This window comes from Umezawaea endophytica (assembly GCF_025061645.1).
Lineage (GTDB): Bacteria > Actinomycetota > Actinomycetes > Mycobacteriales > Pseudonocardiaceae > Umezawaea > Umezawaea endophytica.
The window spans coordinates 71,656-90,715 of the sequence record NZ_JANYMP010000030.1; the positions used below are offsets into that span (position 1 = coordinate 71,656).

Here is a 19,060-nt window from a genome sequence, read left to right on the forward strand (position 1 = left end):
GGTCCGCACAGGTCAGAGGCGCATCCTGGGACCGGGACCGGTGCTGGACCGACCCCGTGAGATCAGGAGACCGCACCATGCCCGACCCGAAGGATCCCCAGGGCCCCACTCCCGAACCGACAGCGCGACCGCCGAGGGCCGAGCAGCCGACCACCCCGCTGCCCGCGACCGGGTCACCCGCACCCCAACCCACGGCCGAACAGCCCGCACCCCAGCCGACGGTCGAACAGCCCGCCGCACCCCAGCCCACGGCTGAGCAGCCGACTCCCCCGCCCGCACCCGAGGCGGCCCCCCAGCAGCCGGTCACGACCGCCTCCGCGGCCGAGGCGCCTCCGGGACCCCCACCCGCGGCGGCCCCGGTGTACGCGACCGCCCCGCGCCGCGGGTTCCGGCAGGTCGCGGCCCACCGGGCCACCCAGTTGGTCGCCGTCGGCGTGCTCGGCCTGATCATCGGCGGCGGCCTCGTGGCCCTGCTCGACCGCGACGGCTACCGCGGCGGCCATGGCCGTCCCGGGATCTCGCGCATGGACGACCGGGGTCCCGGCCCGCGCGGTGACCACGGTCCGCGCTGGGACGACCACGGCCGCTTCGAACGCTGACCCCCGACGGCCGCGTGCCCCGGCCCTCGGGGCACGCGGCGCGGACTACGCCGTGTACCCGCCGTCCACGGCCAGCGCCGTGCCGGTGATCCACCGCGCCTCGGGCCCGGCCAGGAACGCCACGGCGGACGCGATGTCCTCGACGGCGCCGTAGGTGCCCGTGGCGGTCCGGACGTCCTCGCCCGGCTCGCCCGCGAGCGCCCTGCCGTTCATCTCCGTGGCCGTCGGGCCGGGGTCGACGGTGTTCACGGTGATCCCGAGCGGGCCCAGGTCGTGCGCCAGCCCCTTGGTGAAACCGATCAGGGCCGACTTCGTCATCGAGTACAGCGCCACGTTCGGCACCGGCACCCGGACGCCCCAGCAGCTACCGATGCTGATCACCCGGCCGCCGCGCCCCAGGTGCGGCAGGGCAGCTTGCGTGGCCAGGTAGGTGCCCCGGACGTGGATCGCGATCATGCGGTCCACCTCGGCGAGCGGCACGTCCTGGATGGGCCCGTAGGAGAACGTCCCGGCGTTGTTCACCAGCACGTCGAGCCCGCCGAGTTCGGCGACCGCCCGCGAGGGCAGCGCGGCCACCTCCTCCGCGTCCGCCATGTCCGCGCGCAGGGCGACCGCCTTCCGCCCCGTCGCCTCGATCCGCTCCACCACCTGGTCCGCCCGGTCCTTCGCGGCCACGTAGGTCAGCGCCACGTCCGCGCCGTCCCGCGCGAGCCGGAGCGCAATGGCCGCCCCGATGCCCCGGCTGCCCCCGGTCACCAGCGCGACCTTGCCCGCGAGCTGCGACATGTCCGTCTCCCCATTTTTGTAGTGACTTATCAATAAAGTAGTATTGGATCACACGGGGATCGACGGCGGAACCGCGGAGGGCTGATGGCGGAGCGGGGCAGGCCGCGCAAGTTCGACCGCGACACGGCGCTGCGGCAGGCGATGGTGACGTTCTGGGAGCTGGGCTACGAGGGCGCGGGGCTCAGCGACCTCACCAGCGCGATGGGCATCAACCCGCCCAGCCTCTACAACGCCTTCGGGTCGAAGGAGAAGCTCTTCCACGAGGCCGTCGCCCTCTACGGCGACTCGCAGGGCTCGGCCACGCACCGCGCCCTGCGCGAGGAGCCGGCGGCCCGCGCGGCGGTCGAGGCGGTCCTGCGCGGCAACCTCGCGATCTACGCCGACCCCACGACCCCGACCGGCTGCATGGTGGTGCTGTCCGCGCTGAACTGCGCCCCGCGCAACCGGTCCGTCCGCGACCACCTCGCGGACCACCGGCGTTCCACGGTGCGCGCGCTGGAACTGCGCCTGGAACAGGCGGTGTCGAGCGGGGAACTGCCCGCCACCACCGATCCGGCGCGGGTGGCGGCGTTCTACGCGACGGTGCTGCACGGCCTGTCGATCGAGGCGCGCGACGGCGTGGACCAGGCGGTGCTGGAGTCCGCGGTCGAGTCCGCCATGGCGGCGTGGGACGTGCTGACTAGCTGAGGAACCCCCGCAGCAGGGCTGCCGTGCCGGACAGGTGCTCGGCCATCTCGCGCCGCGCGGCTTCCGCGTCGCCGTCCAGGATCGCGGTGACGATCCGCTCGTGCTGCTCGTTCGAGTGCGCCAGGTTCGGCTCCAGCAGCGGGATCGCGTCGAGCAGCTCGTTGGTCCTCATCCGGACGTCCGCGACGGCGGCGGTGAGCGATGCCGACCCGGTCGCCTCGGCGATGGCCAGGTGCAGCCGCGAGTCGCGGCGCCGGTACTCCCCCACGTCCGCCGCGACGCACTCGGCGAGCCGGGCGCGCAGGTTGCGCCGGTCGTTCTGGCCGAGCGACCGGCCCGCGGCGGCTTCCGCCGCGCCCGCTTCGAGGACCTGCCGCAACGTCAGCGCGTCGGCGAGGTCCGCGCCGCCGCCCCGGTCCGACGTGGGCTGGGGCAGCGGCAGGACCTCGTTGACGAACGTCCCGCCGTACCGGCCGCGGCGCGACTCGACGTACCCGGCCTGCTGCAACGACCTGATGGCCTCGCGCAGGGTCACCCGGCTCACACCGAGCCGGGTGGCCAGTTCGCGTTCCGCGGGCAGGCGTTCACCTGGCACCGCGACGCCCAGCCGGATCGCCTGGAGCAGGCGTTCGACGGTCTCCTCGAACGCGTTGCCCGCGCGGACCGGCCGGAACACCGCGGCGTCCGCTGTGGACGGTGCCTCCTGCCAGGGCTGGGCCACTACAAGGGGGTCACGTAGGCGCCGGAGATGCCGCCGTCGACCAGGAAGTTCGACGCGGTCATGAACGACGAGTCGTCGCTGGCCAGGAACGCCACCGCGGCGGCGATCTCCTCGGGTTCGGCGAACCGGCCGAGCGGCACGTGCACGAGCCGCCGGGCCGCGCGCTCGGCGTCCTTGGCGAACAACTCCTTGAGCAGCGGCGTGTTGACCGGGCCGGGGCTCAGGGCGTTGACCCGCACGCCGTCGCGGGCGAACTGCACGCCGAGTTCGCGGCTCATCGCCAGCACCCCGCCCTTGGACGCGGTGTAGGCGATCTGCGAGGTCGCGGCGCCCATCGTGGCGACGAACGACGCCGTGTTGATCACCGAACCCTTGCCCGCCTCGAGCATGTACGGGATGACGTACTTGCAGCACAGGTAGACCGACGTGAGGTTGACCCGGTTGACCCGCTCCCACGCCTCGATGCCGGTGGTCAGGATCGAGTCGTCCTCGGGCGGCGAGATGCCCGCGTTGTTGAACGCGACGTCGATCCGCCCGTACATCCCGTGCACGGCCGCGTAGAGCGAGCGCACGTCCTCCTCGTTGGTCACGTCGACCCGGTGGAACTTCCCGTCGACCTCCTTGGCCGCCGCCTCCCCCGCCTCGCGGTCGATGTCGACGATCACGATCCGCGCGCCCTCCGACGCCAGCCTGCGGGCGGACGCGAGCCCGATGCCGCTGCCGCCACCGGTGATGACCGCGACGCGGTCTTCGAGCCGTCGTACCATCAGTTCTGCTCCTCGGAAGAGATGAACACGTTCTTGGTCTCGGTGAACGAGTCGAGCGCGTCCGGCCCCAGTTCGCGGCCGAGCCCGGACTGCTTGAACCCGCCGAAGGGCGTGGAGTAGCGCACGGACGAGTGCGAGTTGACCGACAGGTTGCCCGCCTCGACGCCGCGGGAGACGCGCAGCGCGCGGCCGACGTCACGGGTCCAGATCGAGCCGGACAGACCGAACGCGCTGTCGTTGGCCAGCCTGATCGCGTCGGCCTCGTCGGTGAACCGCAGCACCGACACGACCGGGCCGAAGATCTCCTCGACGGCGGCCGGGTCCGAGGGTGACACCGGGGCCAGTACCGTTGGCGGGAACCAGTAACCGGGCCCCGAGGGGGCCGACCCGCGGAACGCCACGGGCGCGTCGGACGGCACGTAGGACGACACCTTGGCGTGGTGCGCGGCCGAGATCAGCGGACCCATCTCGGTCTTCTCGTCACCGGGAGCACCGACGACGACACCCTTGACCGCGGGCTCCAGCAGCTCCATGAACCGGTCGTAGACGCTGTCCTGCACCAGGATCCGCGACCGCGCGCAGCAGTCCTGGCCCGCGTTGTCGAACACGCCGTAGGGCGCGGTCGCGGCGGCCTTCTCCAGGTCGGAGTCCGCGAACACGATGTTCGCCGACTTCCCGCCCAGTTCCAGCGTCACCCGCTTCACCTGGTCCGCGCAGCCGGCCATGATCTGCTTGCCGACCCCGGTGGACCCGGTGAACACGACCTTGCGCACGGCCGGGTGCGTCACGAACCTGTTGCCCACCACGGACCCCTTGCCGGGCAGGACCTGGAACACGTCCTCCGGGATCCCGGCTTCACGGGCCAGCTCGCCCAACCGGATGGCCGTCAACGGCGTCAGCTCCGCGGGCTTCAGCACGACCGTGTTCCCCGCCGCCAGCGCGGGCGCGAAGCCCCAGCCCGCGATCGGCATCGGGAAGTTCCACGGCACGATCACGCCGACGACGCCGAGCGGCTCGTGGAACGTGATGTCGACGCCGCCCGCGACCGGGATCTGCCTGCCGAACAGGCGTTCCGGCGCGGCGGAGTAGTAGTGCAGCACGTCGCGGACGTTGCCCGCCTCCCACCGCGCGTTGCCGATGGTGTGGCCGGAGTTCAGCACCTCCAGCGCGGCCAACTCCTCGACCGCGGAGTCCACGGCGTCGGCGAAGCGGCGCAGCAGCCGCCCGCGGTCGGCGGGCGTGACGGCCCGCCACGACACGAGCGCCCTCTCGGCGCGCGCGATGGCGGCGTCGGTCTCCTCGACCGAGGTCAGGTCGACGCCGCGCACCACCTCCTCGGTCGCGGGGTTGATCACGTCGAACGTGCTGGTCACCTGCGGGCCCTCTCCTTCGCTGCCTGGACGAGCGCGGCGAACAGCCGCACGTCCTCGATGTCCTGCTCCGGGTGCGACTGCACGCCGAGCGCGAATCCGGACCCCTCCAGCTCCACTCCCTCGACGATGCCGTCCGGCGCCGTGGCCACGGCCCGCAGTCCTTCGCCGAGCACGTCGAGCGCCTGGTGGTGATGGCACTGCACGGTCGTGCGCGAGCCGACGACCGCCTCCAGCGCACTGCCCCGCACGACGTCGACCTCCGTCTCCGCGAACACGCCGGGGCTCTTGACGTGCCCCTCCACGTGCTGGTGCAGCGTGCCGCCGAGGACGACGTTGAGCACCTGCATCCCCCGGCACACGCCGAGCAGCGGCAGCCCCGACGACAGCGCCGCGCGCGCGAGCGAGAACTCCGAGTCGTCCCGGCTCTGCCGCGGCGCGTCGGTGAGCGGCCCCGGCTCCTGCCCGTAGGCGGCGGGGTTCACGTCCGCGCCGCCGGTGATCACCAGCCCGTCGAGCCAGCCGACCGTCTCCGGTCGCCAGTCGCCGCCGGGAGGCAGCAGCACGGGGTTGCCGCCCGCCGCGCGCACGCAGTCGACGTAGGCCTGGTGCAGCACGGCGCCCCTGGTGTCCCACAGGCCGAACCGCACGGGTTCGAGGTAGGTGGTGAGGCCGATGAGGGGTTCAGAGGCGTTCGAAGCCACGCACGCGCTCCCAGTCGGTGACGGCGGCGTCGAACGCGGTCAGCTCGACCTTCGCGGCGTTGAGGTAGTGGTCGACCACGTCGTCGCCGAACGCCTCGCGGGCCAGCGCGCTGCCCGCCAGCGCGTCCGCCGCGCCGCGCAGCGTCGTCGGCACGGTGTCGCGGCCGGAGCTGTAGGCGTTGCCGGAGAACGGTTCCTCCAGCGGCAACTCGGCGTCGACGCCCTTGAGCCCGGCCGCGATCAGCGCCGCGACGGCCAGGTACGGGTTCACGTCGCCACCGGGCACGCGGTTCTCGAACCGCAGCGACTGGCCGTGGCCGACGACGCGCAGCGCGCACGTCCGGTTGTCGCGGCCCCAGGCGATGGCCGTCGGCGCGAAGCTGCCGGGCACGAACCGCTTGTAGGAGTTGATGTTCGGCGCGAGGAAGTACGTCAGCTCGCGCAGGTGGGCGAGCTGCCCGGCGAGGAAGTGCTCCATCAGCTCGGAGAACCCGTGCTCGCGGTCACCGGCGAACGCGGGCTTGTCGTCGTCGGTGCGCAGGCTGAGGTGGATGTGGCACGAGTTGCCCTCGCGCTCGTTGTACTTCGCCATGAACGTCAGGCTCTTGCCGTGGTTCGCGGCGATCTCCTTGGCGCCGTTCTTGTAGACGCTGTGGTTGTCGCACGTGGCCAGCGCCTCGGTGTAGCGGAACGCGATCTCGTGCTGGCCGGGGTTGCACTCCCCCTTGGCCGACTCGACCTGCATCCCCGCGCCCTCCATGCTGACGCGGATGTCGCGCAGCAGGGGCTCGATGCGGCCGGTGCCCAGCATCGAGTAGTCGACGTTGTACTGGTTGGCGGGCTGGAGGCCGTGGTACGCCTTGTCCCAGGCCTGCTCGTAGGTGTCGTTGAAGACGATGAACTCCAGCTCCGTGCCCACGAACGCGCGCAGGCCGCGTTCGGCGAGCCGGTCGAGCTGGCGGCGCAGGATCTGCCGGGGTGACGCGGCGACCGGGTCGCCGTTCTCCCACTGCACGTCGCACATCACCAGCGCGGTGCCGGGTTGCCACGGCACGCGGCGCAGCGTGCTCAGGTCGGGCTTCATGACGAAGTCGCCGTAACCGGTGTCCCACGAGGACATCGCGTAGCCGCCGACGGTGTTCATGTCGACGTCGACGGCCAGAAGGTAGTTGCAGCCCTCGGTCGCGTGCGACAGGACCTCGTTGACGAAGTACCGCGCGGCGCAGCGCTTGCCCTGGAGGCGCCCTTGCATGTCGACGATGGCGACCAGCACGGTGTCGATCGTGCCCGCCTCCACGTGCGAGCGGAGTTCGACCACGCTGAGCAAACCCTCGCTGTGCATCGAGGTTCCCTTCCCTAATGGTCTAATGCGAAACCATTGAGGACCATTGCTACACGGGTGCAACAGTCGTGTCAACGCAAGCGTTACGCAGCTAGACACGCATTTGGACGCTTGACACTCCCACGTGACCGGGACCACTCTCAAGTCCCTGTCAAAGGACTACCCCGACTCCAATAGGGAGTGCTGTGGCCGCCGAGGGACGCAAACACGTGGCCTACCAGAAGGTGGGCGAGGACTACCTGGAACACCGGCAGTTGAAACGGGGTGCGGCGGGCTGGGTGCTCCTGGCGGGCCTCGGCGTCTCGTACGTCATCTCCGGGGACTTCGCGGGCTGGAACTTCGGCCTGGCGCAAGGGGGTTGGGGCGGCCTGCTGGTCGCCACCGCCCTGATGGCGACCATGTACACCTGCATGGTGTTCGGCCTGGCGGAGCTCGCCGCCGCGCTGCCCGTCGCCGGGGCGGGGTACGGGTTCGCCCGCCGCGCGCTCGGCCCGCTGGGCGGGTTCGCCACCGGTATCGCCATCCTGATCGAGTACGCCATCGCGCCCGCCGCGATCTCCATCTTCATCGGCGGCTACGTGGAGACGCTGGGGCTGTTCGGCCTCACCAACTCCTGGCCGGTCTACCTGGTCTGCTACGCCGTGTTCATCGGCATCCACGCGTACGGCGTGGGTGAGGCGCTGCGGGTGATGTTCGTGATCACCGGTGTCGCCGTCGTCGCGCTGCTCGCCTACGTCGTCGGGATGATCCCGAAGTTCGACGCGGACAAGCTGTTCGACATCGTGCCGACGGACGCGGTCGGGGCCAGTTCGTTCCTGCCGTTCGGGTTCGCTGGCGTGCTCGGCGCGCTGGTGTACGGGATCTGGTTCTTCCTGGCCGTGGAAGGGGTCCCGCTCGCCGCCGAGGAGGCGCGCGACCCGAAGAAGGACATGCCGCGCGGCATCATCGCGGCCATGGCGGCGCTGCTGGTGTTCGCCGCGCTGATCCTCGTCGTCACGCCGGGTGGCGCGGGCTCGGAGGCGTTGAAGAGCGCGGACAACCCGCTGCCGCTGGCCGTGCGGGCGGCGTACGGCGGCGACAACCTGCTCGCGCAGGTGGTCAACTACGTCGGCCTCGCCGGTCTGGTCGCCAGCTTCTTCTCGATCATCTACGCCTACTCGCGCCAGTTGTTCGCGCTGTCCCGCGCGGGTTACCTGCCGCGCTGGATGTCCAGGACCGGCAAGCGCAAGACGCCCTACCTGGCGCTGGTCGTGCCCGGCACCATCGGGTTCATCCTCGCCGTCGCCACCAAGGACGGCGCGCTGCTGATCAACATCGCGGTGTTCGGCGCGGCCGTGTCGTACGTGCTGATGATGGTGTCGCACATCGTGCTGCGGATCCGCGAACCCGGCATGGACCGCCCGTACCGCACGCCGGGCGGGGCGATCACCACCGGCGTGGCGCTCGTGCTGGCCGTCGCCGCCGTGGTCGCGACGTTCGTGGTCGACCTGCTCGCCTCCGGCATCACGGCGGGCATCTTCCTCATCGCGCTCGCCTACTTCTGGTTCTACAGCCGCCACCGGCTCGTGGCCGCCGCGCCGGAGGAGGAGTTCGCCGCCATCCAGCAGGCCGAGGCGGAGCTGGCCGACGACTGACCAGCGGTGGAACGGGGCGGGCGTGCCCGTCCCGTTCCACGACCTGGCACGATCGCGGTGTGAGTGACATTCAACGTGTGGGAGTGGTCGGCTCGGGGCTCATGGGCTCCGGGATCGCCGAGGTGTGCGCGCGAGCCGGTCTCGACGTCCTGATCGCCGAGGTGAACCTGGACGCGACCGAGGCCGCGAAGGCGCGGATCGCGACCTCGCTCGGCCGTGGCGTGCGCAGCGGCAAGCTGTCCGAACAGGACCGCGACGCCGCGCTGGACCGGATGCGGTTCACGACCGACATCGCCGACTTCGCCGACCGGAACCTGGTCGTCGAGGCCGTCGCGGAGCAGGAGCAGGTCAAGACGGACGTGTTCACGGCGCTGGACAAGGTCGTGGAGGACCCGGACGCGATCTTCGCGTCGAACACGTCGTCGATCCCGATCATGAAGCTGGGGATGGCCACGAGCCGCCCTGAGCAGGTCATCGGGGTGCACTTCTTCAACCCGGTGCCGGTGCTCAAGCTGGTGGAGCTGGTGCCGTCGCTGCTGACCGGGCAGGAGACCCAGGACCGGGCGCGCGAGTTCGTGACGACCGTGCTGGGCAAGGAGGTCATCCGGTCGCAGGACCGCGCGGGTTTCGTGGTGAACGCCCTGCTGATCCCCTACCTGCTGTCCTCGATCCGGATGCTCGAATCGGGCTTCGCGTCGGCGGAGGACATCGACAGCGGCATGGTGCTGGGCTGCGCGCACCCGATGGGGCCGCTGCGTCTGGCCGACCTGATCGGCCTGGACACGACAAAGGCCATCGCCGAGTCGATGTACGACGAGTTCAAGGAGCCGCTGTACTCCCCGCCGCCGCTGCTGCTGCGGATGGTGGACGCCGGCCTCCTGGGCAAGAAGAGCGGCCGGGGCTTCCACAACTACGCGGGCTGATCAGAAGGTCGCACGGGGGCCGTTCCGCACTGGCGGGACGGCCCTCCCTCGTTTGGAGCGTGCGCGGCGCCGCAGGTTCGCGCGCCTCCGGCGCCACGCACGCCCACCCCCCTTGCCCCCCTCGTGGCCCCGCCGCGACCGGTGAGGCCGAGCGGAACCACACCATCATGTGTACCCGAGCCGCGCGAGCGAAGCCCAATCCCCAGTTACCGAATCACCCCAATGGACCAGGTCGGCTGGAAGGGGGTTTGCGGAAACCCTTAACTGGGATTGATACTTGCCGCGCCGACGCGGGCACTCCACGCCCCGTGGGAGAGTTGGCCGACCCGGAGCGCGACAGGAGGCGCCGGAGTGACGGAGCACGACCCCCGTGACGCCCTCGGCGGGTTCTCCACGTTCGCGGAGCGGTTCGACCACCTCATGTCGCACATCCCGCGGGCGCGGTCGTCCGAGACCCGCCGCCGCCGGTCGCCCTACTACTCCAACGCCGAGATCGGCCGCCTGATCGGCAAGAGCGAGCCGTACATCTCGAACCTCCGCAACAGCAAGAGCGACAACCCGACCATGGACGTGATCGTGGCGATAGCCGAGGTCTTCGCCGTCCACCCCGGCGACCTGATCCCGGTCGCCACCACGCCACTGCGAACGCACTCCAGCCGGGCCATGCACATCGCCGCCCGCGCCCAGCACCTGAGCCCGCGGTCGCTGGAGACCCTGGAGGCGATGGTCGAGCACTTCGCCGCCACCGACGCCGCCTACGACGACACGTGATCGACCGGGACCGGCCGGACGACGTCCAGCCCGTCATCGACGCCGCACTGGCCGGGTTGCGCCGGCAGAGCGTCACCATCCCGTCGCCGTGGAACGCCCGCGCGCTGTGCGACCGCCTCGCCGCCCTGCGCGGCAGGCCCATCCACCTCGTGCCGGGCTCGCGGTTCGGCTGGTGGTTCGACCACCTGTGGATCGCGGGCGACAACGCGGACTTCATCGTCTGGGCCGACCGCTCCAGCCCGGTGCACCAGCGGCACGGCGTCCTGCACGAGATCGGCCACCTCGTCCTCGGCCACGCGGGCGTCCTCGTCGAGCCCGGCGCGGACCTGAACGCGCTGCGCCCCCACCTCGGCTACGACGACCCGGACGAGGTCGAGGCGGAGTGCTTCGCCACCACGGCGGGCCTGCTGGCCGAGACCAGGCCGGGCGCCGCCGTCGGCACCCTCACCCCCGAGGACCGCGCCGCCGCGGACCGGCTCGCCGCCATGGTGGGCGCGGAGGCGGTCAGGTGGACCTGACCGCGAGCACCACCGGCAGGACCTCCCGGACCACTGCGCCGGCCGGGGCGGTCGGCGCGGTCGTGACCGCGAGCACCACCGGCACGGCCTCCCGGACCACGGCACCCGCCGGGCCGGTCGGCGCGGTCGTGACCGCGAGCACCACCGGCACGACCTCCCGGACCACGGCACCCGCCGGGGCGGTCGGGTGGAACTGACGTCGTGGGTCCTGGTCGCTGCCACCGCCACGGGCGGCGCGGCGGTCGTGAGCACGGCGTTCGCGCTGCTGCGCGGTGGTTCCACGGCGACCCGGCACCTCGCGGGCGGAGTCACGCTGCTGACGGTCGCGCTGTTCGTCCAGGCCGCCCCCGACCGCACGTTCACCGTCGGCTCGCTGCACCTGGCGTGGACGCTCCAGCACGTCGCCGCGCTCGGGGCCGCCTACCTGGTGCCGTCGGGGTTCGCGCGGGTCACCGAGGGGTCGCCCGAGGGGATCGACCGGTTCCTCCGGCCCCGCCTGGCGCTGATGTGGGTCGCGGGCGCGGTGGTCGTCGGGTGCTTCGCCGTGAGGCCGCACGCGTCGGACTGGCTGTTCAGCCCCGAGGGCCGCTACGAGGCGGGCGGGCCGGGTGATCCGTACGCGGCGCTGGCCCACATCGCCTTCGGCGCGTACCTCGCCCAGGCCGTCGCCGTGTTGACCTGGCTGTCGCGGCGCACGGCCCGCCTCGCCAGGGAGACCGGTCGCGGGACGGTCGCGGCCGGGATGGTGGTGCACGCGTGGGGCGAGGTGCCGATCTTCGTCTTCGCGCTGCACATGGTCGCGTACAACACCGCGCTGCTCTTCGGGGTGGTGCCGCCGTGGCCGGAGGCGGACGTCGACCAGGTGCTGATGCCGTTCGGCACCTGCCTGCTCCTGCTGGGTCTCGCCATCGCCGCGGCGGGTGGCGGGGGCCAGGCCCGCACGGTCGTCCGGCGCTTCCGCTACCACCGGCACCGGCGGCTCGTCCATCCACTGTGGACGGAGGTCGCGGCGGCGATGCCCGCCGTGGTCTACACCGATCTCCCGGCGCCCAAGGGGTTCCTGCCCGATTCGCGCGCCGACCGCGACGCCTACCGGACGGTGGTCGAGCTGCGCGACGCGCTCGTGCTGCTGTGCCAGATCGGCATCACGCCGTCCTCCGGCGGTGGTTCCGCGGAGCGGGCGGCCGAGGTGTTCGCGGTCGGCCTCCCCGCTTGGCGCACGGGATCGAGACCCGGCGATGGCGATCCGGTGGATCCGCCGGTAACGTCGGCGCCGACCCTGCTGATCGAGTTGCGGTGGTGGGTCCGGGTCGCGAAAGCCGTCGATGCGATAACGACGGGTGTCCGCCTCCCTCCCGTGGTGAGCGGACCATCGGACGACTCGCGCTGAAGCGCCAATACCAATTTGAGGTGCGGTTTCCGCAACCTGGGTTAAGTTTTCCCTGGTCGAGAATCCTCATATATCACAACCGGTGACCTCACCCCTGGTGCGGCTAGTGCAATCGAATGAACGCAGCCCTGTCCACGGCCCGAATAGTCCAGCGCCGATCACCCTCCCCACCGGCACAAAGGCCCCTAAATGACGCTTGACCGGGAGTCAATGGTGTGGAGGTTCACTCAGAGTCCTGTCAGGACAACGGCATTTGGGTGGACAAGGGCGGCCAACAGGGCGTACCTTTTCCCACGCCACGGACAAGGAGTGTCGAATCGTGAACACCACAGGCGTCTCGATACGAGATTTTGGCGGCCGTCAACTGAGCGATCTACTTCATTCGGTCCACCTGGGTGATATCGCGAATAATGCAGTCGAACTCCTGATCGAAACGCTTGGACCAGGCGGTTTTCGGTCTTTGTCCAATTCACCTTCGTGGCCGTCTGGCGTGGCAGACGACCACACGCCGTTCGAGTTCTCCACCGCCTTCGGGATCGACGAGCCCGCGACGGTCAGGGTGCTCGTCGAGCCCACCGCCGCCGAGCCCGGCCCGGCGGCCAACATGGACGCGGCGCTCGACGTGCTGGACTCCCTCGCCCGACGCCACGGCCTCCCGATGGACCGCTTCGACGCGGTGCGGGACCTGTTCCTGCCCTCCGACCCGCAGGGCGACTTCTCGCTCTGGTTCTCGCTGGTGTTCTCCGCCGCGAGGGCACCGGTCATCAAGGTCTACCTGAACCCCGAGGTGCGCGGCGAGGCCGAGGCCCCGCTGCTGGTCGGCGAAGGCCTGGCGCGCCTCGGGTACGGGGCCGCGCACCAGACGATCATCGACCACGCCCGCAGGCGCGGTGACGGCCTCGACCGGTACTCGTTCTTCGCGCTCGACCTCACGGAGAGCTCGGGCTCGCGGGCGAAGGTCTACCTGTCGCACCAGGACGCCACCCCGGACGACGTGGTGGTGGCCGCGAGCGCGGCCCACGACGTCGACCCCGAGGCCGTGCGGGACTTCTGCGTGCTCACCGGCGGCCGGGCCGAGCCGTTCACCGACCGGCCGCTCATCTCCAGCTACACGTTCCTGCCCGACGACGTCGACCGCCCGAGCGGCTACTCGCTCTACGTCCCGGTGCGGTCCTACGTCAACGATGACAGCGAGGCCCACCTGCGGGTTCTCGCCACGCTCGACCAGCACGGGATCGACCCGACGGCGTTCCGGAGCGCGCTCGACTCCGTCGCGCGACGCCCGCTCGCCGAGGGCGTCGGTCTCATCGCGCACGTGTCGCTGCGCATCGGCGCACCGCGTCCCGGTGTGACCGTCTACTTGTCGTCCGAAGCCCACACCACGGCTTCGCCGCGAGTCGCAACGCTGGTCAGCTAGGAGAAAGAACACCGCCATGCCCATCATGGAGCCGTACCGGATCAAGGTCGTCGAGCCGATCCCGATCACCACCCGCCCCTACCGCGAGCTGGCCCTGGCCCGCGCCGGGTACAACCAGTTCAACCTCACGGCCCAGGACGTCACGATCGACCTCCTCAGCGACTCCGGCACCGGCGCGCTGTCCGCCGAGCAGCAGGCCGCGGGCATCAGGGGCGACGAGACCTACGCGGGCTCCCGGTCGTTCTTCCGCTTCCGCGACGTCGTCAGCGAACTGACCGGGTACGAGCACATCTACCCCGTGCACCAGGGCCGCGGCGCCGAGCGGATCCTGTTCACCTCCCTGCTCAAGCCGGGCCAGGTGTGCGTGAGCAACACGCACTTCGACACCACCCGCGCGAACGTCGAGATCATCGGCGCCGTGGCGCTGGACCTGCCGTGCGAGGAGTCCAAGGACCTCGACAGCGACCACCCGTTCAAGGGCGACGTCGACCTGGCGGCGCTGGAGGCGGTGCTGGCGGGACCGGAGGACGTCGGCCTGGTCCTCATGACGATCACCAACAACGGCGGCGGCGGGCAGCCGGTGTCGATGGCGAACCTGGAGGCCGTCTCCGCGCTCGCCAGGAAGCACGGGGTGCCGTTCTTCCTGGACGCCGCGCGGTTCGCGGAGAACGCGTGGCTGGTGACCGAGCGGGAGCCTGGCTACGGGGACATCACGCCGCGCGAGGTCGCCAGGAAGGCCTTCGCGCTGGCCGACGGCTGCGTGGCGAGCCTGAAGAAGGACGGCATCGTCCACATCGGGGGGCTGCTCGCCCTGCGGGACCCCGAGCTGGCCCAGCGGTGCGAGCTGCTGCTGACCGCCACCGAGGGCTTCCGGACGTACGGCGGCCTGGCGGGCCGCGACCTGGACATGCTGGCCCAGGGCCTGTTGGAGGTCACCGAGCCGACCTACCTGCGCGCCCGCGCGGCCGCCACGGCGTACCTCGCGGACCTGGCCCAGCAGGGCGGCGTGCACAGCGTGCGGCCGACGGGCGTGCACGCGGTCTACCTGAACGCGGGCCGCCTGCTGCCCCACCTGCCGTCGGAGCGGTTCCCCGGTCACGCATTGGCGCTGGAGCTGTACCTGGCGGGCGGGATCCGGTGCGCCGAGGTCGGTTCGCTGTACCTGGGCGAGCTGGACGAGGACGGCACGATGCTCAAGCCCGCGCCGTACGAGCTGGTGCGGCTGGCGATCCCCCGCCGCGTCTACACGCAGAGCCACCTGGAGTACGTGGGCGAGGTGATCCAGGGGATCGCGAAGGACCCGGAGCGCGTCCCCGGCTACCGCATGGTCTACGCGCCACCCCTGCTGCGGCCGTTCAACTGCAAGCTGGAGCCCGTGGCGCACCAGTCCTAGGCCCGCTACCCCGGCTACGGCGGAAAGCCCCTCACGCGTCTCGTGAGGGGCTTTTGCCGTCGTGCTCTCAGGCCATCGCGTCGAGCCGCGACATCGCGTGCTCGATGATCCCCACCAGCACGGTCTTGCTGGACTCGCGGTCGCGCACGTCGCACAGCACGACCGGGATCGACTTGTCCAGGTCGAGCGCTCCGCGCACCTCGTCCACCGCGTAGTTGTGGGCGTCGTCGAAGCAGTTCACCGCGACGATGAACGGGATGTCGCGGCGCTCGAAGAAGTCGATCGACGGGAAGCTGCTGTCCAGCCTCCTGGTGTCGACCAGCACCACGGCGCCGATCGCGCCCTGCGCCAGCTCGTCCCACATGAACCAGAAGCGGCCCTGGCCCGGCGTGCCGAACAGGTACAGCACGATCTCGGGGCTGATCGTGATGCGGCCGAAGTCCAGGGCGACCGTGGTCGTGGTCTTGCCCTCGACGCCCGCGAGGTCGTCGACGCCGACGCTCGCCTCGGTCAGCAGCTCCTCGGTGTGCAGCGGGGCGATCTCGCTGACCGACTTGACCATCGTCGTCTTGCCGGTGCCGAAGCCACCGGCGATGACGATCTTGACTGGGGTGGGAACGAGCAGCTCTCCGCCCGGCCGCTCAGATTCCACGGACGCCATCCAGCACCGCCTGAAGTAGGTTCCTGTCCGGAATTTCCGCGATCCGAGCGGGATCGCGGATGACGACGTCACCGCGCTGGATGAGGTCGCTCAACAACACCTTCACCACGACGAGCGGGACGTCGAGGTAGGCGGCGACCTCGGCGACCGACAGGGGGCGCCTGCACAGCTCCATGATCTCCAGGTGCTCCACCGTCAGCGACTCCGGGTCGGAGGCGGACGGCATCGCGCGCACCTGGGTGACCAGGTGCAGCTCGGCGGTCACCGGGCGGGTGCGGCCACGCACCATCGCGTACGGACGCACCACCGGGCCGGCGGCCTCGTCGTACCACCAATCGCCGCGGCCGGTCATCAGGACGACCTACGAGCCGAGGGCAGGGGCGGGACCACTTCTACCCGCGGCGCCGAGGAGAGGTAAGTGCCGACTCTTTTCACGAGCATGTTCATCTCGTAGGCGATCATGCCCATGTCGGCGTCCTCCTCCCCGAGCACAGCGAGGCACGCCCCGTGGCCCGCCGCTGTGACGAACAGGTACGCGTGCTCCATCTCGACGATGGTCTGCCGCACCGCGCCACCGCCGAACTGCCGCCCGGTCCCTCTGGCGAGGCTCTGGAACGCCGAAGCCATCGCGGACAGGTGGTCCGAGTCGTCCTTCGACAGGCCGGGGGACCTGCCGAGGAGGAGCCCGTCCGCGGAGAGGACCACGGCGTGCCGTGCTCCCACCACCCGTCCGACCAGGTCTTCCAACAACCAGTTCAGTTCGTGGTGCTGGCTGTTCATGTCGTTCATGTGGAGATTGCCCCTTCCAGGCTCACGTCATCCACGACGAATCACGGTTCGAGGTCGTTGTCGCTGCGACGAGCCTCGCGCGCGCCCTTTTGGAAGGCGGCCAAGCCCTGACGAGTGCGTTCGGCGGACCGTTCGATCTCGGCCTCCGCGATGGGCGCGGGGGCGGTGAGGTGTTCGTCGGTCGCCAGTTGTGGTGCCAGGTTCTGCTGGCGGCGTCTGCGGGGCAGCTCCGGCCGGTCCCGCGGCGATTCCATCTCGATCTGCACGGTCTCCGGCGCCTCCGGGTCGTCCACCGGCCATTGGGCTTCCCTCGGTCGCTGGGGCAACTCCACCTGTGCGATCACGGACGATCGCGGCGCTGGGTGGGAATCTCCGGCGACGTCCGTCTCGGCTTTGGCCCAGAAGTCTTCCACTCCACTGGAAAACTCGCCCACTGCCGGTCCGGGAAACCTGGCGTCCTCACTGAGGTCTCCCTGGCGGGCGACCTCCGAGTGGACGAGGTTGTGCTCGGGAGCGCCGCGCCGCGTCGCGACCTCGGCCGCGTTGGCGGCCTCGACGCTGGACGACGGGCCCGCGATGATGTCGGACGGGATCAGGATGAGCGCGAGGGTTCCGCCGTAGAGCGATTCGCGCAGTTCCACGCGGATCTTGCGGCGGTCGGCGAGGCGGGCGACCACGAACAGGCCGAGGCGCGACTCCCCGCGGAGCGACATGGCGTCGAACTCTGGTGGGTTGGCGAGCATCTCGTTGGCACGGGCCCGGTCCTCCGGGCTCATGCCGAGGCCGTGGTCCTCGATCTCGACCACGATGCCCTGGGGCACCTGACTGCTGTGCACCTGGACCTGGGAGCGGGGCGAGGAGAACGCCGTGGCGTTGTCGACCAGCTCGGCGATGAGGTGGATCGTGTCGGCGACGGCGCCGCCGACCAGCGCGGTCTCGGGGACCGGGTTCATCTTCACGCGCACGTACTGCTCGGTCTCGGCGACGCCTGCGCGCAGGATGTCGATCATGCGCACGGGCTTGCGCCACTGACGTCCGGGCTGCTCGCCCGCGAGGATGATCAGGTTCTCGGCGTTGCGGCGGGCGCGGGTGGCGAGGTGGTCGAGCTGGAACAGCGCGTCGAGCTGGTCCGGGTTCTCCTCCTCGCGCTCCAGCTTGTCGAGGATCTTGAGCTGGCGGTGCACGAGGCCCTGGTTGCGGTGGGCGATGTCGAGGAACACGCGGTTCACACCGTCGCGGACCTGGCTCTCCTTGACGGCCGCGGCGACGGCGGTGAACTGCGCCGCGTTGAACGCGTCGGCCACCTGCCCGATCTCGTCCTGCCCGTAGTCCAGCGGCGGGACCTCGGTCTCCACGTCGACGTGCTCGCCCTTGCGCAGGCGGTCGACGATGTTCGGCAGCCGCTCGTGCGCGAGGTCGAGCGAGTCGTTCTTCAGCTTGACCAGGCGCGAGATGAGGGCCCTGTTGACCAGGCGGTTGGAGATCCGCACGGCGACGACGATGCCGATGATCACCGCGAGCAGTGCGATCAGGCTGCCGATGAGGACCGTGTTGAACTTGTTCTCGCCGTTCTCCAGCGTGAAGTCGGCGACGGCCGTGGCCTGCTCGCTGACCAGCTCGGTCAGCTCGGAGTTGACCGGGGTCGTGGCCGCCTGCCAGTCCGGCAGCGCGACGACCTTGCCGATGTTCTCCTCGTTGCGGATCAGCCCGGCCTGGTAAGCCTCGGTCTTCTTCCAGTCCTCGGTGCTGGTGATCTTGCGGTAGTGGTCGCGCACGGTCGGCTCGGCGTACGGCTCGATGGCGCCGAGCGCCGACCGGTACGCGCCGACCAGGTTCGCGAACTCGACCCGGTCCTCGGAGGTGAAGTCACCGGAGGCCAGCGCGCCGGACGCGAGCGACGTCGAGCGGGACATCCAGTCGGCGGCCTGGAAGTACTGGATGCCCGCGAGGGCGCCCTGCACCGACTCCGGGTCCGGGACGATGCGCGCCTGGACGTTGAACAGCGCGATGCCCGCGTCGAGCACGCTGTTGTAGTAGTCGTAGATCTCCCGCTTGGGGACCTTCGCGGCCTCGACCTGCGCGCGCCGGTTGGGGAGCTGCGTCAGGAGGCCGTTGAGGTTGTTGATGCCGTCGACGACCTGCTGCGGCGCTGCGGACGCGAGTTCGGCGAAGGCGGCCTTCATGGTGCTGACCTTCTCGTCGGTCCGCAGTTGCTGCGCCCGCAGGTCGGTCGTGCTCGCACCCGGCTGGCCGAGGCTGGTCATGCTCAGCTCGCGCTCCTGCTGGATCGCGGCGAACGTGGAGACGGCGGGGATCGAGGCGCCCTTCACACCGGCCGCGACCGCGCGCTGGTAAAAACCGTCGAAGACGGTGTAGGACGAGAACAGTGCCCACATCACCAACAACACGACGCTCGGGACGACCACGACACCGGTGAGTCGTGACCGGATGGTCTTGTAGTTCGTCTCCGAACTGCTCTTCTGCTTCACAGCGCTCCGCAGCTTCGTGAAATCTGGTTTTGCCAGGGCAGGCGCTGCACGAGAGTCCGCCAGCGGCCACTTCATTCGTTTGGCCACGAAACGGTAACA

General features: G+C 70.6%; 20 protein-coding genes. 9 read left to right on the forward strand and 11 right to left on the reverse strand.

Annotated elements, in window-relative coordinates; genetic code table 11:
- Window positions 1-77: 77 nt before the first annotated feature.
- Entirely contained in the window at window positions 78-599 is a 522-nt protein-coding gene (locus tag NZH93_RS40850; protein WP_259628692.1) for a hypothetical protein, read from the forward strand.
- A gap of 45 nt (window positions 600-644) precedes the next feature.
- On the opposite strand, the gene NZH93_RS40855 is transcribed toward NZH93_RS40850, so the two are convergent.
- The gene (locus tag NZH93_RS40855; protein WP_259628693.1) at window positions 645-1,385 is read right to left on the reverse strand and encodes an SDR family NAD(P)-dependent oxidoreductase; all 741 of its coding nucleotides are present in this window, start codon (window positions 1,383-1,385) and stop codon (window positions 645-647) included.
- A gap of 84 nt (window positions 1,386-1,469) precedes the next feature.
- Between NZH93_RS40855 and NZH93_RS40860 the strand changes: the two genes are divergently transcribed.
- Complete coding sequence (locus tag NZH93_RS40860) at window positions 1,470-2,072, forward strand: TetR/AcrR family transcriptional regulator (RefSeq protein WP_259628694.1); 603 nt, start codon at window positions 1,470-1,472, stop codon at window positions 2,070-2,072.
- Here the strand turns inward: NZH93_RS40860 and NZH93_RS40865 are convergent.
- The 5 genes from NZH93_RS40865 to NZH93_RS40885 are packed head-to-tail and all read right to left on the reverse strand — an operon-like array spanning window position 2,065 to window position 6,976.
- Window positions 2,065-2,793, reverse strand: a complete 729-nt coding sequence (locus NZH93_RS40865; RefSeq protein ID WP_259628695.1) for a FadR/GntR family transcriptional regulator — start codon at window positions 2,791-2,793, stop codon at window positions 2,065-2,067. The genes NZH93_RS40860 and NZH93_RS40865 overlap by 8 nt on opposite strands.
- On the reverse strand, window positions 2,793-3,560 hold the full coding sequence (locus NZH93_RS40870; protein ID WP_259628696.1) for a 3-oxoacyl-ACP reductase: 768 nt from the start codon (window positions 3,558-3,560) through the stop codon (window positions 2,793-2,795). The genes NZH93_RS40865 and NZH93_RS40870 overlap by 1 nt, the downstream gene beginning before the upstream one ends.
- Window positions 3,560-4,933, reverse strand: a complete 1,374-nt coding sequence (locus tag NZH93_RS40875; RefSeq protein WP_259628697.1) for an aldehyde dehydrogenase family protein — start codon at window positions 4,931-4,933, stop codon at window positions 3,560-3,562. The genes NZH93_RS40870 and NZH93_RS40875 overlap by 1 nt, the downstream gene beginning before the upstream one ends.
- On the reverse strand, window positions 4,930-5,634 hold the full coding sequence (locus NZH93_RS40880) for a gamma-glutamyl-gamma-aminobutyrate hydrolase family protein (RefSeq protein ID WP_259628698.1): 705 nt from the start codon (window positions 5,632-5,634) through the stop codon (window positions 4,930-4,932). Before NZH93_RS40880 ends, NZH93_RS40875 begins: the two co-directional genes overlap by 4 nt.
- Entirely contained in the window at window positions 5,615-6,976 is a 1,362-nt protein-coding gene (locus NZH93_RS40885; RefSeq protein WP_259628699.1) for a glutamine synthetase family protein, read from the reverse strand. Before NZH93_RS40885 ends, NZH93_RS40880 begins: the two co-directional genes overlap by 20 nt.
- A 209-nt stretch (window positions 6,977-7,185) precedes the next feature.
- Here NZH93_RS40885 and eat point away from each other — a divergent pair, with 209 nt between their 5' ends.
- From eat to NZH93_RS40905, 4 genes are all read left to right on the forward strand, one after another.
- On the forward strand, window positions 7,186-8,610 hold the full coding sequence (eat, locus tag NZH93_RS40890) for an ethanolamine permease (protein ID WP_259628700.1): 1,425 nt from the start codon (window positions 7,186-7,188) through the stop codon (window positions 8,608-8,610).
- Window positions 8,611-8,669: 59 nt separating this feature from the next.
- Window positions 8,670-9,533 (forward strand): 3-hydroxybutyryl-CoA dehydrogenase, encoded by an 864-nt coding sequence (locus tag NZH93_RS40895; RefSeq protein ID WP_259628701.1) that lies wholly within the window; start codon window positions 8,670-8,672, stop codon window positions 9,531-9,533.
- A 351-nt stretch (window positions 9,534-9,884) separates the two neighbouring features.
- Window positions 9,885-10,304, forward strand: a complete 420-nt coding sequence (locus NZH93_RS40900; protein WP_259628702.1) for a helix-turn-helix domain-containing protein — start codon at window positions 9,885-9,887, stop codon at window positions 10,302-10,304.
- A complete protein-coding gene (locus NZH93_RS40905; RefSeq protein ID WP_259628703.1) occupies window positions 10,301-10,822 on the forward strand; it encodes a hypothetical protein in 522 nt (173 codons plus the stop codon). The genes NZH93_RS40900 and NZH93_RS40905 overlap by 4 nt, the downstream gene beginning before the upstream one ends.
- On the opposite strand, the gene NZH93_RS40910 is transcribed toward NZH93_RS40905, so the two are convergent.
- Window positions 10,809-10,988, reverse strand: a complete 180-nt coding sequence (locus NZH93_RS40910) for a hypothetical protein (RefSeq protein ID WP_259628704.1) — start codon at window positions 10,986-10,988, stop codon at window positions 10,809-10,811. The two genes, NZH93_RS40905 and NZH93_RS40910, sit on opposite strands and share 14 nt — an antisense overlap.
- 21 nt (window positions 10,989-11,009) lie before the next feature.
- Between NZH93_RS40910 and NZH93_RS40915 the strand changes: the two genes are divergently transcribed.
- The 3 genes from NZH93_RS40915 (at window position 11,010) to NZH93_RS40925 (ending at window position 15,022) form a co-directional block, all read left to right on the forward strand.
- On the forward strand, window positions 11,010-12,212 hold the full coding sequence (locus tag NZH93_RS40915; protein WP_259628705.1) for a DUF6545 domain-containing protein: 1,203 nt from the start codon (window positions 11,010-11,012) through the stop codon (window positions 12,210-12,212).
- A 319-nt stretch (window positions 12,213-12,531) separates the two neighbouring features.
- A complete protein-coding gene (locus NZH93_RS40920; RefSeq protein ID WP_308214299.1) occupies window positions 12,532-13,629 on the forward strand; it encodes a tryptophan dimethylallyltransferase family protein in 1,098 nt (365 codons plus the stop codon).
- Window positions 13,630-13,645: 16 nt separating this feature from the next.
- Window positions 13,646-15,022: a tryptophanase gene (locus NZH93_RS40925; protein ID WP_259628706.1), complete on the forward strand. Its 1,377-nt coding sequence runs from the start codon at window positions 13,646-13,648 to the stop codon at window positions 15,020-15,022.
- Window positions 15,023-15,089: 67 nt separating this feature from the next.
- Here NZH93_RS40925 and NZH93_RS40930 read toward each other — a convergent pair whose 3' ends face one another.
- From NZH93_RS40930 to NZH93_RS40945, 4 genes are read right to left on the reverse strand one after another with little or no spacing between them, the layout of a single operon-like run.
- Complete coding sequence (locus tag NZH93_RS40930; protein ID WP_259628707.1) at window positions 15,090-15,683, reverse strand: GTP-binding protein; 594 nt, start codon at window positions 15,681-15,683, stop codon at window positions 15,090-15,092.
- Window positions 15,664-16,035, reverse strand: a complete 372-nt coding sequence (locus NZH93_RS40935; protein WP_259628708.1) for a DUF742 domain-containing protein — start codon at window positions 16,033-16,035, stop codon at window positions 15,664-15,666. Before NZH93_RS40935 ends, NZH93_RS40930 begins: the two co-directional genes overlap by 20 nt.
- Window positions 16,035-16,472, reverse strand: a complete 438-nt coding sequence (locus NZH93_RS40940; protein ID WP_259628709.1) for a roadblock/LC7 domain-containing protein — start codon at window positions 16,470-16,472, stop codon at window positions 16,035-16,037. Before NZH93_RS40940 ends, NZH93_RS40935 begins: the two co-directional genes overlap by 1 nt.
- A gap of 41 nt (window positions 16,473-16,513) precedes the next feature.
- Entirely contained in the window at window positions 16,514-18,961 is a 2,448-nt protein-coding gene (locus NZH93_RS40945; protein ID WP_259628710.1) for a sensor histidine kinase, read from the reverse strand.
- Window positions 18,962-19,060 lie beyond the last annotated feature (99 nt).

Bases quoted from the DNA above. Each gene is read 5' to 3' on its own strand.
- NZH93_RS40925 (WP_259628706.1), top strand. From the start codon at position 13,646: ATGCCCATCATGGAGCCGTACCGGATCAAGGTCGTCGAGCCGATCCCG.
- NZH93_RS40885 (WP_259628699.1), bottom strand. From the start codon at position 6,976: ATGCACAGCGAGGGTTTGCTCAGCGTGGTCGAACTCCGCTCGCACGTG.
- NZH93_RS40850 (WP_259628692.1), top strand. From the start codon at position 78: ATGCCCGACCCGAAGGATCCCCAGGGCCCCACTCCCGAACCGACAGCG.
- NZH93_RS40870 (WP_259628696.1), bottom strand. From the start codon at position 3,560: ATGGTACGACGGCTCGAAGACCGCGTCGCGGTCATCACCGGTGGCGGC.
- NZH93_RS40940 (WP_259628709.1), bottom strand. From the start codon at position 16,472: ATGAACGACATGAACAGCCAGCACCACGAACTGAACTGGTTGTTGGAA.
- NZH93_RS40855 (WP_259628693.1), bottom strand. From the start codon at position 1,385: ATGTCGCAGCTCGCGGGCAAGGTCGCGCTGGTGACCGGGGGCAGCCGG.
- NZH93_RS40930 (WP_259628707.1), bottom strand. From the start codon at position 15,683: ATGGCGTCCGTGGAATCTGAGCGGCCGGGCGGAGAGCTGCTCGTTCCC.
- NZH93_RS40860 (WP_259628694.1), top strand. From the start codon at position 1,470: ATGGCGGAGCGGGGCAGGCCGCGCAAGTTCGACCGCGACACGGCGCTG.
- NZH93_RS40935 (WP_259628708.1), bottom strand. From the start codon at position 16,035: ATGACCGGCCGCGGCGATTGGTGGTACGACGAGGCCGCCGGCCCGGTG.